The sequence below is a fragment of the Arthrobacter sp. NPDC080031 genome (assembly GCF_040702485.1).
Classification (GTDB): domain Bacteria; phylum Actinomycetota; class Actinomycetes; order Actinomycetales; family Micrococcaceae; genus Arthrobacter.
Genome location: NZ_JBFBLA010000011.1, coordinates 123,846 through 139,119, shown reverse-complemented (window position 1 = coordinate 139,119; position 15,274 = coordinate 123,846). Strand labels below are relative to the sequence as shown.

Annotated in this window: 17 protein-coding genes and 1 tRNA gene; 14 read left to right on the top strand and 4 right to left on the bottom strand. The window is 59.8% G+C overall.

Features of this window, described 5'->3' with window-relative positions:
- Nucleotides 1-70 precede the first annotated feature (70 nt).
- The 10 genes from AB0323_RS11455 (at nucleotide 71) to AB0323_RS11410 (ending at nucleotide 4,133) form a co-directional block, all read left to right on the top strand.
- Nucleotides 71-334, top strand: a complete 264-nt coding sequence (locus AB0323_RS11455) for a hypothetical protein (RefSeq protein WP_133830782.1) — start codon at nucleotides 71-73, stop codon at nucleotides 332-334.
- The gene (locus AB0323_RS11450) at nucleotides 331-561 is read left to right on the top strand and encodes a hypothetical protein (protein ID WP_366177419.1); all 231 of its coding nucleotides are present in this window, start codon (nucleotides 331-333) and stop codon (nucleotides 559-561) included. The genes AB0323_RS11455 and AB0323_RS11450 overlap by 4 nt, the downstream gene beginning before the upstream one ends.
- A 219-nt stretch (nucleotides 562-780) precedes the next feature.
- The gene (locus tag AB0323_RS11445; RefSeq protein WP_316963715.1) at nucleotides 781-918 is read left to right on the top strand and encodes a hypothetical protein; all 138 of its coding nucleotides are present in this window, start codon (nucleotides 781-783) and stop codon (nucleotides 916-918) included.
- 27 nt (nucleotides 919-945) lie between these two features.
- Complete coding sequence (locus AB0323_RS11440; protein WP_257370982.1) at nucleotides 946-1,359, top strand: hypothetical protein; 414 nt, start codon at nucleotides 946-948, stop codon at nucleotides 1,357-1,359.
- Between the two features lie 66 nt (nucleotides 1,360-1,425).
- Nucleotides 1,426-1,571 (top strand) — tRNA-OTHER (locus AB0323_RS11435).
- Nucleotides 1,562-1,951: a hypothetical protein gene (locus AB0323_RS11430; protein ID WP_366177418.1), complete on the top strand. Its 390-nt coding sequence runs from the start codon at nucleotides 1,562-1,564 to the stop codon at nucleotides 1,949-1,951. Before AB0323_RS11435 ends, AB0323_RS11430 begins: the two co-directional genes overlap by 10 nt.
- Nucleotides 1,952-1,968: 17 nt before the next feature.
- Nucleotides 1,969-2,271, top strand: a complete 303-nt coding sequence (locus AB0323_RS11425; RefSeq protein ID WP_366177417.1) for a hypothetical protein — start codon at nucleotides 1,969-1,971, stop codon at nucleotides 2,269-2,271.
- 103 nt (nucleotides 2,272-2,374) lie between these two features.
- Nucleotides 2,375-3,022, top strand: a complete 648-nt coding sequence (locus tag AB0323_RS11420; protein WP_366177416.1) for a thermonuclease family protein — start codon at nucleotides 2,375-2,377, stop codon at nucleotides 3,020-3,022.
- A 37-nt stretch (nucleotides 3,023-3,059) separates the two neighbouring features.
- Nucleotides 3,060-3,398, top strand: a complete 339-nt coding sequence (locus AB0323_RS11415) for a hypothetical protein (protein WP_354259006.1) — start codon at nucleotides 3,060-3,062, stop codon at nucleotides 3,396-3,398.
- 141 nt (nucleotides 3,399-3,539) lie between these two features.
- Nucleotides 3,540-4,133, top strand: coding sequence for a hypothetical protein (locus AB0323_RS11410; RefSeq protein WP_366177415.1), 594 nt, complete (start codon nucleotides 3,540-3,542; stop codon nucleotides 4,131-4,133).
- 197 nt (nucleotides 4,134-4,330) lie between these two features.
- Here AB0323_RS11410 and AB0323_RS11405 read toward each other — a convergent pair whose 3' ends face one another.
- Nucleotides 4,331-5,374, bottom strand: a complete 1,044-nt coding sequence (locus tag AB0323_RS11405; RefSeq protein ID WP_366177414.1) for a hypothetical protein — start codon at nucleotides 5,372-5,374, stop codon at nucleotides 4,331-4,333.
- Between the two features lie 371 nt (nucleotides 5,375-5,745).
- Between AB0323_RS11405 and AB0323_RS11400 the strand changes: the two genes are divergently transcribed.
- Genes AB0323_RS11400 through AB0323_RS11390 form a run of 3 tightly spaced genes read left to right on the top strand, consistent with a single transcriptional unit; the run spans nucleotide 5,746 to nucleotide 12,181 of the window.
- Nucleotides 5,746-6,021, top strand: coding sequence for a WXG100 family type VII secretion target (locus AB0323_RS11400; protein ID WP_366177413.1), 276 nt, complete (start codon nucleotides 5,746-5,748; stop codon nucleotides 6,019-6,021).
- A gap of 56 nt (nucleotides 6,022-6,077) precedes the next feature.
- Nucleotides 6,078-10,610, top strand: a complete 4,533-nt coding sequence (locus AB0323_RS11395) for an FtsK/SpoIIIE domain-containing protein (RefSeq protein ID WP_366177412.1) — start codon at nucleotides 6,078-6,080, stop codon at nucleotides 10,608-10,610.
- Nucleotides 10,607-12,181, top strand: coding sequence for a DUF4407 domain-containing protein (locus AB0323_RS11390; protein WP_366177411.1), 1,575 nt, complete (start codon nucleotides 10,607-10,609; stop codon nucleotides 12,179-12,181). The genes AB0323_RS11395 and AB0323_RS11390 overlap by 4 nt, the downstream gene beginning before the upstream one ends.
- 13 nt (nucleotides 12,182-12,194) lie before the next feature.
- Here AB0323_RS11390 and AB0323_RS11385 read toward each other — a convergent pair whose 3' ends face one another.
- From AB0323_RS11385 to AB0323_RS11375, 3 genes are all read right to left on the bottom strand, one after another.
- Entirely contained in the window at nucleotides 12,195-12,614 is a 420-nt protein-coding gene (locus tag AB0323_RS11385; protein WP_366177410.1) for a hypothetical protein, read from the bottom strand.
- A gap of 8 nt (nucleotides 12,615-12,622) precedes the next feature.
- On the bottom strand, nucleotides 12,623-13,972 hold the full coding sequence (locus tag AB0323_RS11380) for a DNA/RNA non-specific endonuclease (protein ID WP_366177409.1): 1,350 nt from the start codon (nucleotides 13,970-13,972) through the stop codon (nucleotides 12,623-12,625).
- Nucleotides 13,973-14,542: 570 nt separating this feature from the next.
- Nucleotides 14,543-14,764, bottom strand: coding sequence for a hypothetical protein (locus AB0323_RS11375; RefSeq protein ID WP_366177408.1), 222 nt, complete (start codon nucleotides 14,762-14,764; stop codon nucleotides 14,543-14,545).
- A 252-nt stretch (nucleotides 14,765-15,016) separates the two neighbouring features.
- On the opposite strand from AB0323_RS11375, the gene AB0323_RS11370 reads away from it, so the two are divergent.
- A complete protein-coding gene (locus AB0323_RS11370; protein ID WP_366177407.1) occupies nucleotides 15,017-15,256 on the top strand; it encodes a hypothetical protein in 240 nt (79 codons plus the stop codon).
- Nucleotides 15,257-15,274 lie beyond the last annotated feature (18 nt).

Here is a 15,274-nt window from a genome sequence, read left to right as displayed (position 1 = left end):
GGGATCTGCTTTCGCTGGCCGCCGCCCTGCCCTGCCCCCAACGTCATCAGCCAAGAGAAGGAGTTCCGCCATGCAGATCGTCGCCGACGCGACCGTCGAGGCCACCGATCACGACCAGGCCCTGCACGCAGGGCTCACCGCCGTCGTCGGCTCGGTGATCACCGACCACCCCGGACCGGATGTCGAGGCCATGGTCGACGACGTCGTCACTGCCGTCATCCAGAAGCTGCGCCTTCACGCCAGCCAGGTCTTCGTCGCCGATCACGGTGGTACCCGCCCCGTGGAGCGCTTCCGCACCGTCACCGGGCGGATGGACCTGGAGGACCCGGAATGAGCCTGGTCCAGCAGCTCGAGCCCGCCGCCGAGGTCCATCGGGCTGCCGGGCTTCCCGCGGCGGCGCGGATCCTCGCCGAGGCATATCCCCAGATCGTCGACTTCGACCCCAGTGGGATGACGATCGAAGAAGTGCACTACTTCCTCGGTGAGTCGGCTGCCGTCGCCTTCTTCCAGTTCCTGGTCCTCACCAAGCAGTGCAAGGTCGCCGTCGGGATCCGGCGCTGAGAGCTTCCGTACAGAGCGGTTCGATCCCTCCGTGGCTCCGGCCCCACCAGCGCCCCGCGCGCCCTGCCCTGCCCTCCCGGCAGCAGCGGCGTGGCGGGGCGCTGTCTTTTCGTTCAGGTTTCGTTCCTGGCCGGGCGTGGAGGGGATCGGCACAGCCGATCCGGATCTGACGACGAAGGACAACGTCCCCGTCCTGCCACACTTCACTGGAGGTCCGCCATGTCTGGTCTCAGCTGCCCCAACGATGGCGCGCCGATGGAGTCCGACGCCCCCGCCACGGCCCGCGAACGGGCCGGCCGGAGCGGTTGCGCCTGCACCCACACCTGCCCGGAGTGCGGCTACTCCGAGATCCGCTAATCACCGCCCATCGACCGAGGAGGGGCCATGTCGACCTCCGTGCAGCACCGTCATCACCGCAACCACGACCACACCCTCACCGGCTTCCTGTCCGCCGTCGCAGCGGTCTGCCAGGAGCTGAACGCCGCCGACGACGCCCACGAGCTCGAGCGCCACGTCGGCTGGGTCTCGCACTCGTGCGAGCCGGACTACCAGGTGCTCGTCGAGCTGATCGGCCCCGCGCCGGGCCTGGCCCTGCAGCTGGTCATCGACCTGGACATCGACTCGACGGTCGCCTCCGCGCAGATCGTCGGCACGGCCGATGACGAGTCGTTCACGACGGACGTCGAGGTCGGAGTCCGGTTCCTGTCCCATCTCGTCGAGCACCACCTCGCGCCAGCGGCCAGGCCGTGCGACGGCTGCACGGCTCCGGGCTCCCTGCGGGCACCGACCTGGAAGTGAGTGGCGAACGGCTCCTCGTCCCTTTCCTCACAACCCCTCGCCGGCTCCTTCCCGGAACCGGCCCACGGCGCTCTAGCTCAGCGGCAGAGCACTCGGCGTTCTGACTGCCCGCGGTTCGATTCCGCATCACTCCCTGGTCGGGCAGACCCAGGCTACAGGCCCGCTGCAGGGCGACGCACGAGAGGTCACGGGTTCGATCCCCGTGAGCGCCACAGACCCAGGGTCGTACAGGCCCGCGCGATCCATCAGCTGCACCAGCTGCACCAGCCAGGAGGGCACTGCCATGACCGACACCATCACCCCCGCCTTCCTCGACATCGTCAAAGACGGCGGTCCTGCGGTCCAGGAGGCTCTGTTGCGCTCGACCGAGCGCCACCGCATCCTCGGCGGCAAGAGCGCCCGGATGCTGCGCCGGGGCGACCGGGTCGCGCTGCGCGACCTGAACCCCGATCTGGATGGCGGCACAGCCGTCGTCGAGCAGGTGCGGCCCTCGGTGGGCAGCACTGTCCACGTCCTCACCGTCGGCGGTGAGGCCCACCTCGTCCGCGGCTCGCGCCTCGTGCTCGTCGCCCGCGGACCGGAACAACCCTGACCAGCAAGGAAACCGCCATGTACACCGGACCCATCAGCAACGGCATGCTGCTCGGCATGACGCACAAGGGACGCAGCGCATTGATCCGCGAGCTCAGCCCGGACGTGCGCCGCAAGCTCGCACACATCGCCTCGCTCGGTGCCGAACAGGAGACCAGGAAAGCCGCAGAGCACTTCGACGCTGGCCGGCGTGTCTGGGCCGGTACCAGGCTCGACCACGCCCAGTCACTGAGCCGGCTCGCTGCTGAGCTCGCGGGCGAGCCCGATGACGTCATGGTCGTCGAGCCCATCGACTCCGGATCCGTCGCCGTGGGCAACTGATCGCTGTCTCTCGCGTGACCCCTGGCTCGGGCGTGCCCGTGGAGAAGCATGCCTGCCGCCCCGGCCAGAACGCCTACCGCCCACTCCAGCAAGGAACTCCACCATGAAGCGCACCCCCTCCGGATCTGTCTTCGGCAGCCTCATCGCCGCCGTGCTCTGTATCGTCATGCTGACCGGCTGCGAGGACCTGCCGATGGCCCCCGGCGTCCCGGGTACGCCGTCCACCAGCACTGCGGCAGCCCAGGACCCGGCACAGGTGTCCTCGGGCGCACCGGCGAGCGTGGAGACCAAAGTCATCCGCGTCATCGACGGCGACACCGTCGCCGTGCTGCCGGTGGCCGGCCTGCTCGAGGCGACCGACAAACATATCGGGATCCCCGAGCACACAGTCAGGCTCCTTGGCATCGACGCGCCCGAAATGAACTATCACAAGGATGCCGAGCCCGAGTGCGGCGCGAGAGCCGCTACTGATCATCTTGGCGGCATCCTGCCGCAGGGCATGCCAGTGACCATCGAGTTCGACCCCGGGGCAGACAGAACTGACCGTTATGGCCGTTCTCTCGCCTACGTCATCACACCGGCCCACAACGATGCCGCGCGACAGCAGGTCACCGACGGCTACGCCATGCCCTGGTTCCCCAAGGGCGAGCCGGAGCCCCAGCGGATCCCCGAGTACCGCACGGCGGCTGACAACGCCGTGGCTCTGCACGCCGGTGCGCACTCACAGTGCTCCTCCATCGGCGGCGGCTGAGCTGCTGCACTTACAGACTACGAACCAGGAGAACCACATGCCCATCCCTACAGCACCCTCTGAGCTGGACGAACTCCAGGTCGGCGACAAGGTCCTCGTCAAGAGGGTCCTCGACCACCCCGCCTGGATGAAGCAGGTCCCGTGCGATCCCCGCAATGGCTCCACCACGAAGTACGTCCGCGACCCACAGGTCGTGGAGGAGCTGGGGGTGAGCAGCGTGATGGACCGCCGGGCGGTACCCGCGATCGCAGCTGCCGGCAACTGGCCGGGACGCGAGGCGCACACGCTGGTCCGCCTGCCCAACGGCTTCTGGTACGACTGCGCCACCGGCCTGCAGGACGGGTCCGGATCCACGCGCATCGAACGCGTGCACTGAGCCTGAACAGAGCCCGGCACGGGGGAGAGCCCCTGGTGCCGGGCTCGTCTCTTTCCTGGCGGCTCGTCAGATCGGCACAGCCGATCCGGATCTGGACTCGAAGGAGACACCCGCTCCTTCCTGACCAGAAGGAGCAGCACGATGAGCCACGACGACCACAAGTGCAGCCTGGCCCAGCTGGAGCGGGCGCTCGAGGTGCTCGACGGAAAGCTGAAGCGCCTGGGGCTGAACGCCCCGGTGCAGATCCGTGCGATCGGCGGCTTCGCGCTCATGAAGTACGGCATCCGTGCTGCAGACCGGGCATTCACCGTCGACATCGACAGCGTCACCGGTGATTTCGCGCCAGAGGTCATGGCGGCAATCCATGAGGTGGCCGACGAACTGAACCTGGAGCGCGACTGGATCAACAACGACAACGTGATGGACGGCGACGACGCTGAGCTGGTGGCCTCGATATACCAGGCGCGCTGGATCGACGACGACACAGCGTACGAGTGCATCAGGCTTCAGCTGGCCAGTGTCCCCACGCTGACCCGCGCCAAGATCATCGCCGCGGACACCGCGGAGTTCTCCGGCCGTGCACAGGACCTGCCGGACCTCTTGGAACTGCTCAGGCACCAGGGCATCACCACGGCTGCCCGGTTCGATGCTGCTTACCTGGATCCCCACGACGAGTGCCCCGCCGCCCGCGACGCTGTACACCGGCATTTCGCCACACAGCGGGCGGCTGCCTGAAGACCCGCGACGGCCCAGCCGGCGCTGCGCCCGACGATCACCACCTTGAGCCCCGACGGGAATGGGCGATCGCGCTCTTCGTCGGGGCTCTCTTTTTCCCGCTCCATTACTTCAGGCACGCACGACCGGAGGGTGAAGGTGTCGGGGACCCCGAAGGGCTCCGTTTGCGCCTAATCAACCGAACAGCGCGCCGAGCGTCAATGACGTTCCCTTGCCTGGGCCATGTGAGACAGGACCTGCTCAATCCGTTCTGCCGTAGGCGTATCTGTCCGACGGTTGCCATCCACCAGGACCGTTTCGGCAAAGGAAAATGGAGCGTCCTCGCGAACCCGTTCCAGGACCCGGACAAAGCGCCTGTCCGAGGTCAGGAACAGGTCACAGCCGACCAAATAGGACGCCTGCTGAGCGTCGCCCGGATTACCAGAGCCGGGCTTGGCTGTCAGCTGCACGAAATCGACTGCCCAGTTCAACCAATTCCGGGGAACGTCGACAACGTTGGCCTCATCCAACCACATGTGCACGAAGCTCTCCGGGCTGGAGCGCAGCTTCCCGAGGTCAACCCAAGGCTCGATCCAGTCGGTCATGGTGCGGTCCTCGCCCGTGATGCGGGCTCGAGGGCCGACGACCCCCAGCTGGTGCCAGGTCAAGTGCGCGAGCCTTAGTCGCCACAGGGCCCTGGGTGAGCCGTTCCATCCAGGCAGCTCCCCGAGAAGGGGGGGGCTGTCCGACTCGGGGTCGTCCTTTCCGTGTAGCTCGGTGAGGTCGCCCGGCTTGAACTTCTCTTCCCTCATCTCCTTGCTGTTCTGCTTCTGTCCTGCGACGATGTGATCCCTCACGGGGGCCTGGGCCCCATGATGCTCATGCAGAGCCGTCGAGTCCTCTAAGGCCTGCCTCCAGATCTTCTTCAACCAGAAGGTCCGGAGTCGTTCCGCCTCGGCACGGTCAGGAATCCGGCGCAGCCATTCCGGATGAGTGCGTCTGATGAGCTCGACGACTTCCTCAGCGAACAGATCCGCCTCAGTACGAACCCGCGTTCTTCTGGGACCCCTGGCAAGGCCAGCCACCAATCTCTTGCGGACATCCTCGCGCCCGATGCCGACGATCTCCAGCAGTGTGCTGGGCAAGACCTGTACCTGCAGGTCCAGTTCTTCGAGGAGAGTCTCCAGCCGGGGAAGTGACCCATCATCCAACGTGGACCACAAGTTTGTATCGAGGATGATCCGCGTGCTTTGAGTCGACATTCCTTGACCATAGTGCTGCCAGCACGCGGCATGAAAATCCTCCCAGGTGGTGCAGATCCGAGTCGCGGGCCAGTCGTCGTACCAGTGGTGTCCATGGTCGTCTATTCGGTGCGGCCGAGGGAGGTGACAGCCGAGCCACATGGAGGAGTCATCGGCGAAAGGCGGGCGGCAGCACAGGGCCCGGCATCAAAGGAAGCAATGGCCTACGCAGGCCATATCAAAGCGTCACTGCTGCTTACTCATGGAAAGGAATCACCTAACCTGACACCTCCGTAACATTAGCCAGTTCCTTGACATGACAGAACCATCCGCTAGCTTTAGCATCACGCGCAGCATGCGCGGATTGGCGGGTTTAGCAGCTAGGAGAAACTGTGGGCTCCATACGTATTGACGTTGATTCCGTGCGGGCTATTGGTCAAGCAATTGATAATGCTTCCCAAAACGGATTTTCTGAAGTAAATTCTTTGGCCGCCCGCTTTGACCCTTCGGCAGTTTGGTCAAGTAATGCGTCTCAGAGCTACCAAGCGGCTATCGACCGATGGAAGCAAGCGCAGCTTAATGTTCATCAGGCACTCGAGGAACTCGGCAGGGAAGTCAAGAACATCGCCGACAACTTCGAGTACGTCGATGGAACCAACTTCGGATGATCAGATGATGATTCCATTGAGCCCCGCTGCCGCTGCCCTTAGGGACTGGGTGTAGTTTGCAGGGTGAGCGTGAGATTAAACTGCGGTTCTCGATTCCTGGCAAATCTGGGGCTGCACATGCAGATTTCATAGTTAAGTTTGGACCTGAGTCCACTGTTCGGGACCTCACGGACGGTCTCGAGGCTCAAGGCATCGTAGGACCTGGAGACTATATTCTCCGCCGAGAACTTGTGAGGTACGGTGACGCACGAGGCGTGCAAACCGCGGTGCACGGTTACCTTGATCATGCGACGCCCGTAGATGTCCATGATCTTATTGATGGTGACGTCCTTGAGATCGTTGCGGATGCGGGCCAGCTCCCGATGCCTCTGCGGGGGCGGGGGAGTGACCTTAAGGCTGACGAGATCTATGTCGTGGACGAGGCCGGTACGAGAAAAGGCCGTGTCACTCTCCTTTGCGAGGGCGATCCTGTCGTGTTTTCGGCCTTGGATTCTGATGCTCAGGTTGTCGTCGACGATGGTCAGTTCGGGCGGGAGCGCATGGTCATCCAGCGGCGGGGTAATGCCGCGGAAGTCACGTTCAGTGATGGATTGATGCCAAGGATGCTGGTCGGTGGTGAGCGTCCATCAAGTTCTATTGTCAGGCTCACCCCGGGGGTCCGCCTTGCATTCACCGACCTAAATGATGAAGTCGATCCTGTCCGTGCAGAGTGGGTGATAGCCTCCGGTGCCTCCCTGATTGGGAAGGCACCCTTGGGGAAGGTGCGGCTCGAGCCGAAGGCGCGTACCACAGTGCCAAAGACTCCGACGCTGAGGGAAAGATACAGAAAAATCTCCCGCCGGCCCGAGAAGCCCAGGAATCCCGACTTTCAGTTCGAGAACTTAGTAACCCCCATCGGTGTAGGGGCAATTTTATTTGCGGTTACAGATAAGCCGCTTTCCCTGATTCTGGCTGCTCCACTGGCTGTCCCAATGATTGTCTCGTACCGCCGCAACCTACGGCATCAGGAGAGGGTCTATCAAAAAAACCTCGATGTATGGCTCGAACAGAGCCGGAAGTCGCTTTCTGAACAGACGCGGTTAACTGGACAGGAGGAAGACATACTCCGGGAACTTGGGCCTGATTCTGAATGGCTCAAGGCACAAACCTACAGACGCCGTGCATCTACCTGGGGGCGTTCTCACCGGGACAGAAGCTTCATGCACGTTGTTGTCGGGAATGGAAGCTTTCGCAGCCATCAAACCATCGAGCTTGAAGCGGGCGTTGAGCTTGATGAGATTGAACTGGAATCAGTGCTCAAGGATGGAAAGCGAACCCGCGAGGGTGATCATCTGGCGTCGTGGGTAGCCGATGACACGCCAGTCCTGGTCGATCTGAAAAGCCACAACCTGGCGATCGTCGGTCCCGCTCAATCGGTCAAGAACAGCACCATAGACGTCCTTCTGCAGTTGGTTTGCAGCCATTCACCGACCGAGCTCGCTATTGCCACTTTTATTCCGGAAGGGGAGCTAGGCTCTTCGTATGACTGGATGAAATGGTTGCCACAAGTAACCGCGCCTTCCATATTCCTCCCACTCAATCGGATGGTCCTCGGAAGAACGTCCTCAACAGTTTTCCTTCGTGAGGTTCTTAAAGTCCTGAAGAGCAGGGAGGATCTCCTGCGGCGCGAGGTGACTGCAAGACATCATGTTCTCTTCATTTTGCATGAAAGCGCGGAAGTTGATGTGGCCCTCTTAGAGGAGATCCTCTCGCTCACGCCAGGCCTGTTTCATGTTTTATGGATCGGGTCCAGCCGCGACGGAATCCCTCAATTCATCGACGCGTTTCTGGAGATTCCGGCGGACCATGCCCTCTCACTTGCTGGACAGCCTGAGCCCAGAGCCTCATTGACGCTGCCCAGCGCGACAATAGACGACTTTGAGCCCGTACAGCATACTCATTCGCCCGATCGAACAGCGCTTAGTCTTGCACCTCTGTATGATCCTCGAGCTTCCGGTGCAAGTGCGAGCATTCCACCATCGGTCAGGGCGTCCACCGTCTGGAACATTGAGGCCGTTCACTGGGAAATCGCAAACGAGGATGGTGACATAGTCTCCCGCTCGGCCTCGAAAGAGCTCGTTGCCAGGCTTGGACGGGCCTCAACGGACAAGGATCTCGTCATCGATCTCGTCGAAGATGGACCCCACATGCTGATAGGTGGGACCACGGGTTCTGGTAAGAGTGAATTCCTTCGGTCGTTCGTTCTTGGTCTCACCCTCGAATACAATCCCGATGAAGTTTCTCTGTTCCTTGTCGACTACAAGGGCGGACAAACCTTCCGGAAAGTCGCCAAAGTTCCTCATACAATCGGTTTTATCAGTGACTTGGAAGGCGCAAATATCGATCGGGCCATCAAGTTCCTTCAAGCCGAAATTCGCCGACGGCTATCGGCCTTTCTCGAGGCCGGTGATGCCAAGGAGTTTGAGGAGTATCGCGCCAATATTGCTACCCGACCGGGGGCCAAACAGCTGCCACGGCTTGTTGTGGTCTTTGATGAATTTCACACCCTTGTTCGAGAGACCGAAGGCAAACGGGGTGCTGACTACAGCGTGCTTGAAGCCGTCGAGGACATCGCTCAACGTGGGCGATCGCTTGGCATACATGTAATTCTCGCTACACAGCGCCCATCAACGAAGGTCATCCGCGATGACACGAGGGCGAACATAAGGGCTAAAGTCGCGCTCGCTACACTCAGCGACGAGGACTCCCGCGTAATTATTGATGCTCCCGACGCGGCGCAAATTCCACGAAGTCTTCCTGGTCGTGCACTGCTCAGTACTGGCGGGTCCAGCCTCGTCGAGTTCCAGTCGCCAATCGTGAGTAGGGAGTACAACGCGCCCGGCCGGGCTGGCGGTAAAAGGGTGACTCTTGCCCCCCTGAGAGCGGGTACATCTTCACAAGGCCTGAGTACGGATCCCGACGCCACCGGCAAGCCAACGTCCGGGCCGACGGAAATAGACCATGTGGTAAAGACCATCAGAGATTCATATCAGGAAGCTCACCCGCTACAAATTAGTGGATCAGGGGAAGCCAGCTTCCAAGAACTGCGCGACGTTGCGGTTCTGCCGGCATCACTGTTTGAGGAGCCCCGACGAATCAATCCAGACGTCCGGAGGTCCGGCGAAAGGATAGCCGGTCAATCTTCCAGCGATGGTTCGATCGTTATTGGTGCAGTTGACGATCCGGCGAACCAGTGCATCCAGTCCCTGGACGTGGACATGGAAGCCGGCATGTTTGTTCTGCAAGGACCTCCTCGTACCGGGAAGACGCATGGCCTGTTGTTGCTCGCAGAGGGATGGCTGGCGAAATATCCCGCAGGGGAGGTCTTTGTCCTCGACGCGCAGACTGAGCTTACGAAGCTCGCAGAATTTCGCAAGCACACCAACTGGTACGTCACGTCCATCGGAGACGCGGCTTCACTGACAAGGGTTATTGACCAGCTCTGGTCGGCGGGGGAAACACCGGGCGACGACCCTGTCTCACCCCGGCTCCTGATAATCGATGGATTTGACCGTCTACAGATGCTGTTCGAGTCGAATCAGCGAACAGGACTCTGGCTTGAACGTCTTATCGACCTCACCCGGTATGGGCGGGCGGCAGGGATCCACATGGCTATCAGCATCGGCTCTGAACAGCCGGACAAAGTCTTCCAGTCAGACATCGGGGTCACGTTACGGCTTGGACGGAACTTTTACGAACACCGTGTTCCACGCAGCGAGTGGCTTCCAGGATACGGCTTGAACGACCAAGACCAGCTGATCCAGCTTTATTTCCTCGACGAGGAATCAACCCCCGTGTTGAGTAAATCGTCGAAATTCAAGCCCTGGTTGCAGCCAAGCCTGTCTGAACTGGCGTACCCGGGGTGGGAAAACAATAACTCCATTGGTTTAGGTCGTGACGACATTCTCGGGGAGATCGAATCTATCGATCTTACGAAGCACACTCTTTTGATCTCCGGTAGAGCACGCAGCGGGAGGACCAACGTTCTGAGGGTTATTGCAGCCCAACTTTATGAACGAACCTCTAAGAGAGTGATACTTTGCGGAAAACAAATTGAGGGAGAATCAGCTTACTTTCTAACCGAGCCGCTTCAATACGAGGCACCCTCCGGTGCCTCGTCAATTGAACACGAGCAATTGCAGGAAGCCGAGAACTGGTTGGCCGCTTCATACCCCGAGGCCGCATGCATCAATGGCAGGCCGGTATTTCTCTTTGATGAGGAAGATACCTACGGAGACGATACAATTCGCGAACGACTAAAGCTACTTCATAGGTATCGGCGAATTATCTTCGTGTGCACCATCAAGAGCTCATCGCAGCCGGACCGTTCGACCGTAGCCGGCTTCGACTCTGTGCGCGCACAGAGTATCCACCTTTATCTCGCTCCAAACCCACGTCTTGTCGTCGCCGAAAACAGCAGTCTCTACTCAGAGCCGTTGGTGCACAGGCCCAGGTCTAAATATCTTCCAGGCCAAGGCATTCTTGTGGATGAATCCGGACAAAGGTTTGTCTGGGTTCCCCACGCCCGCTCAGAAAGGAACGAATCATGAGTTCTGGGCTGATTGACGATGAGACTCTGGACCCGGAAGAGAGTCCTGTCCCGCCTTCGAGCGATATCCGGGATGACCCTCTCCAACGTCCGATAGGACCTCAGAGTTGGCGGCCGTCAGACCTTTTCATCAACCTCGCAGGCGGGGACGTCCGAACTGTACGTGCCTATGGGGACCGCGGGTGGTTCGTCGGTCTCGGCTGGGCACTCATCGTAGCCGCCACCGTTGCCGCGGCGAGCCTGACGACTGCCACGGTCATTTTCACGGACATGAAGACACCCGACTTTAACGTCCTGTCATGGGTGTTCGGCGGCTACTTCCTGGTTATTTTATTCCTGGACAGGTGGATCGTCAGCGATCAAAAGGCGGGGTTCGAAGTCAAGGGAAGGAAGTCGTGGTGGCGAACTGTCTTCGCTTGGCTGCTCAACCTCTCTGCGGAACTCCTTAAAATGGCACCCCGTCTCGGCCTCGTTGTGGTGGGCTCTCTGCTCTTCGCGGACATCCTGATGATGGTGGTTTTTTCTTCCGCCATCAGCGAGCAGGTCAAGGTCAACCAGGCGACAGCAGTCGCTCAATACAACACCACCATTGATACTGAAATCGGCAAGCAGATAAAGACCAAGACCGATGAACGCGACAGCCTTCAGAAGCAAATTGGGGCGGCCAACGCAGACAGTTCTACGGCAACGAAGGCAATCGCAGACGTGGACGCGCGGATCCAGGCCCTCGCAGATCGGAACGGCAAGTTCTATAGCTGTTATCTCAACGGATTTGGGTGGACATATTGCCGAACGACCGATTACCAGAACCTGCTGGACGAGCGTGACCGTCTAACGGGTGACGCTCCGAGCACCAAGGCACATATCGATGAACTTAACACCAAGATTCAAGACATCAACGATTACCTGAACCCGAACCCGCCGGCAAAGAGTGACGGAACCGTTCCCGCGACCGTCTACTCGGATGTTCGCAAGAAATTCGAAGCCCAAGCCCCTACTGCCAAAGACGGATTGCTGGAACGTAAGAAAGCACTGTCGCAACTAACCGACAAGTCGGAGGGTTCCAGCAACTACGATGCAGGTGCTGACTTCTTTCACTCGCTTTTCCGCTGGTTTTTGTTGCTCTTTGAGCTACTTCCAGTGATGATGAAGTTTACGCGCTCCATCACTCAGCGAACGGCGTACGCAAGCTCCATCGCTTCCCGCGAGGAGGCGGCTCGGATTCGCGGCTGGATTGCGGTCGAAGAGGCGGAACTGGAGCGTGATGAGCGCCTTCAACGGTTCAAGACGGAGAGCCGCATAGTCAGTGAGTTTCTGGCGACCGAGAAGGAAGTCATGCTGCGCGCCAACGCCCGCGAACGCATCAAGTATCGGCTCTGGGACTACTTCCAGCGCAACCAGAAAGCCGATACGCCCTCTCCTGACGCTGGCAAAGAACCGTTCTTTACAGAGGAGCCAGCCGTTCAGGAAGCCGAGCTCCTTGACCATCTCAAGCACGCCAGCAGCAGCAGCTCCTCCAGGCGCAGGACCCGCACGAGGGTGGTGGAGAATGACAACAGCCTGTACGAGTAACTAAGCTGTGCGGCTATTGATCCACCCTCTTTGGAAACCATGGGGGAATTTCACTGGCGGGCCGGGGGTACTCCTGAAGCTCAAGCCAGTAGTTCTCGGGCATCGGCTCGAGGTCCCATTTCGGCTTCTCATCGTAATTATAAGAGAACTTGTAGTCTCCTTGTTGGCGATCAATTTTGAGCTTTAGGGAAAGCCAAGCTCCGTGGGCTTCAGTCGCCAAAGCTTTCTTCAAAGCAAGGAGCACTTCGAGGGCTTCACTGGGTATAGGCCGATATTGAGGAGTGCCCGTTCCGACAGTACACTCGCTGACCGCCTCGGATACGTTCCCAACCTCAATGTACGAGACGGTAATAGTTTCCCAGCCCGTGTCGGAATACGCCGAAATTATAGATCGGCAAATGGTCTGCTCTAAATCCGTAACGCTTTCGCTCATCGGTGTTCCTAGTTTTTGAAGATTCTTGACATGACCGGACCGTTGTCCACCTTGTAGGTGACAGTGTAGATCGATGGTCTCAGGCTACTGTCGCTACTATAATTCATCTTAATATCAACGTCGATTGATTTTCCCTCACCTATGAATTTGGCCCACTGCTGTTCAAGGGCATAATAGTCCCGGTTGCCCAGGCGATTAAGATCACTCCTCATTGCGGTAATGTTGATAGATTCCCCAGGTCCCCCGAACTGGGTGCCATAGATGTGGCCACCATCGTCACCCGGGAGTCGGTCTACTCCACCGGCGAGTCGCTGTTGATAAATGTTCCGGTCTTTCGCGATCAAAGTATCCAGTCTTGCTGATGACTCTGAGACCCGGCCTATCGAATCAGTGGTGTAGCTAAATTTTTTATCAACGATATACGTTGTGTCAGGCTTTGGATTGTTGAGGATCCTGTTCCAGCTTCCAGATTCACCCGAGGAAAGATGGATCGTATCGAGTTGTCGCCCGGCGGTCTTCGCGGTCATCTTCCCGCCCTCGGAGGCAGCCTTTTCGATCTTCCCCGTGGTTCTTCCTGCAGCCAATGCGGCCCCGCCTTCGCCTGCGGTGAGTATTGTCGCGATGATTCCCGGCGCAATTTTGCCCATGGCTCTGGCGGGGTCTTTTTGCCAAGTATCGGCATCGATGATCCCGTCCCACATTTTCTTTAGTGTTCCGGGACTGTCAGCTTGGAAGGCGCGTACGAGGTTCACAACTGACTCGGGATGGGTCACAAGGTTCCAAGTGCCGGCGACCGGCTCCCAAACGCCTTCGACAACTCCGCCGGCAAACGAAGCGAAAGACTTGCCGATCTCTTCGCCTATCGCCTGACGCATGGCCTGTGGATTGACGTTGATGTCTGTTCTCCACGCGGCCGCGTGCGTGGCCGCGGCTCTCACGTCGTCACTGGCTTGCTCGAAGCAACGCTGGATACGGGACTCAAGACTGATGAGATCACTCTTGAGCTTCGAGAAAACTAGAGTGGCTGCGAGGCCCGGTTCCCTGGCTTGTTGCTTAAGTTGCGCGATAACGGACTGGCGTTGGGCGATCAGCGGACTTACAGCGTAAGCAAGAACCTCGAGGGTTGAAGCGACTGACCCTGATGCCGAAGCGAAACCGTCAGTTGCGTTCGCGATAGTTCCGAGAGTCGAGCTGACATGTTCGGCCGATACCCCAGCCCAAACGGAAGAGTGTCCAATTTGGCCCGCGATTTGTCGAAGGACATCGGCCTGTGCCCTAAACTCGTTCTGCGCGTCTCGGTACCGCTGAGCTGATCCAAGGACTTCGTGCTGGGATGGGGGATCCGGACGGAAATCCATGATTAGTACCGCTGAAAGCTCGATGAACCAGCGCCGTCAATTTGGGAGACTTCCGATGCAAACGATTCCATAAACGACCCCGCGTTGGAGCACGTCTGCTTCGTCTGCGAGACGTCAGAACCCCACACCTCCTTGTAAGCTCCCAGACTCGTGGCCAGGTTTATTCCCCAACCAGTCTGATGAAGCCGGGAACTGAGCTGATCGCCTCCCATGTCACCGTGATTACTTGCCAGCAGCAGGTTAACTCCAGCCGACGATACCGCCTGGCCCAGGGCCGATAGTTGTGCTGGATCCACTTCCAGAATTTGAGCCATATTTCCTCCGCAGTTAGCGCCGGGACCCTTTCGAAACCTCTGGGGCTTGGCTGAAGCATATGTGATGATGTACCGCGCAACGATCTGGGCTAAGACATGTTCCGTCAACGACGGGATTGTTCGCCTTCTACCCACGGACCGGTTCCCGGGAAAACTGGCGACACCCAGTTCCGGCGGTCCTCGCATTCCCGACCTAGACCCCACCGTCCGGAGCATGTACTCCCGCGGTGGGGTCTCTTTTTTCTGCGTCCGTGGCTTACTGCTGGACGGAGTCTTCGGAGTCGCCTCCGTCGTCGATGTTCTTCATCCGCTGTTCCAGCCGGGTTGCGTGGACCTGCTTGGCTTTCCGGTAGACCTTGACACCCCCGGCAATGACAAGACCGGCAGCCGCCAACACCCCCGCGGCGATCAGGTCCTCTGTACGGGCATCCTGCTTGCCTGCGTGGTAGCCCTTGCCATAGACCGCGCTTCCCGCCACGAGTCCCTCCCCTTTTGAATTCTGAACTTCGCCGAAAGCCTATCCCAGGGGATGTGTGTGGGGGATATGTGTCGATCCGGGATCGCCGGCGCTGCCCCGGCGAGGAACTTTGGAACTTTCTTGTTGTTCTCCTTCTTCGTTTTTCCAGATGCAGCCGGTGGAGGTGACAGCGGAGCTGTCACGGAGGAGTCATCGAGGAAGGACGGCCTGCAGTGCAGCGCCGTGCCCCACAGGATTCCGAGGAGAACCGCCATGAGCACCATCGCCGCACCCATGCAGGACGCGCTGCCGTTCGACTTCGGCTCTGATGTGCTGGTCGTCAGCGCGCCCGTCTACGACGAGCAGGCCCGCCAGGCCGACCGCGAACTGTGCCAGCGCTACTTCATCGGATGGTGCGGCACGGCGTTCCCGGTGGACGGCACACGGGCAGAATGCGCCGAGATCACCTTGGCGGACTTCCAGGCGGCCGCCCGCCGTCTGGCAGAGGGCTGAGGAACCAGAGCAGCGGAT

Bases quoted from the DNA above. Each gene is read 5' to 3' on its own strand.
- AB0323_RS11440 (WP_257370982.1), top strand. From the start codon at position 946: ATGTCGACCTCCGTGCAGCACCGTCATCACCGCAACCACGACCACACC.
- AB0323_RS11390 (WP_366177411.1), top strand. From the start codon at position 10,607: ATGAGTTCTGGGCTGATTGACGATGAGACTCTGGACCCGGAAGAGAGT.
- AB0323_RS11405 (WP_366177414.1), bottom strand. From the start codon at position 5,374: ATGTCGACTCAAAGCACGCGGATCATCCTCGATACAAACTTGTGGTCC.
- AB0323_RS11380 (WP_366177409.1), bottom strand. From the start codon at position 13,972: ATGGATTTCCGTCCGGATCCCCCATCCCAGCACGAAGTCCTTGGATCA.
- AB0323_RS11385 (WP_366177410.1), bottom strand. From the start codon at position 12,614: ATGAGCGAAAGCGTTACGGATTTAGAGCAGACCATTTGCCGATCTATA.
- AB0323_RS11410 (WP_366177415.1), top strand. From the start codon at position 3,540: ATGAGCCACGACGACCACAAGTGCAGCCTGGCCCAGCTGGAGCGGGCG.
- AB0323_RS11450 (WP_366177419.1), top strand. From the start codon at position 331: ATGAGCCTGGTCCAGCAGCTCGAGCCCGCCGCCGAGGTCCATCGGGCT.
- AB0323_RS11455 (WP_133830782.1), top strand. From the start codon at position 71: ATGCAGATCGTCGCCGACGCGACCGTCGAGGCCACCGATCACGACCAG.
- AB0323_RS11370 (WP_366177407.1), top strand. From the start codon at position 15,017: ATGAGCACCATCGCCGCACCCATGCAGGACGCGCTGCCGTTCGACTTC.
- AB0323_RS11425 (WP_366177417.1), top strand. From the start codon at position 1,969: ATGTACACCGGACCCATCAGCAACGGCATGCTGCTCGGCATGACGCAC.
- AB0323_RS11445 (WP_316963715.1), top strand. From the start codon at position 781: ATGTCTGGTCTCAGCTGCCCCAACGATGGCGCGCCGATGGAGTCCGAC.
- AB0323_RS11420 (WP_366177416.1), top strand. From the start codon at position 2,375: ATGAAGCGCACCCCCTCCGGATCTGTCTTCGGCAGCCTCATCGCCGCC.
- AB0323_RS11415 (WP_354259006.1), top strand. From the start codon at position 3,060: ATGCCCATCCCTACAGCACCCTCTGAGCTGGACGAACTCCAGGTCGGC.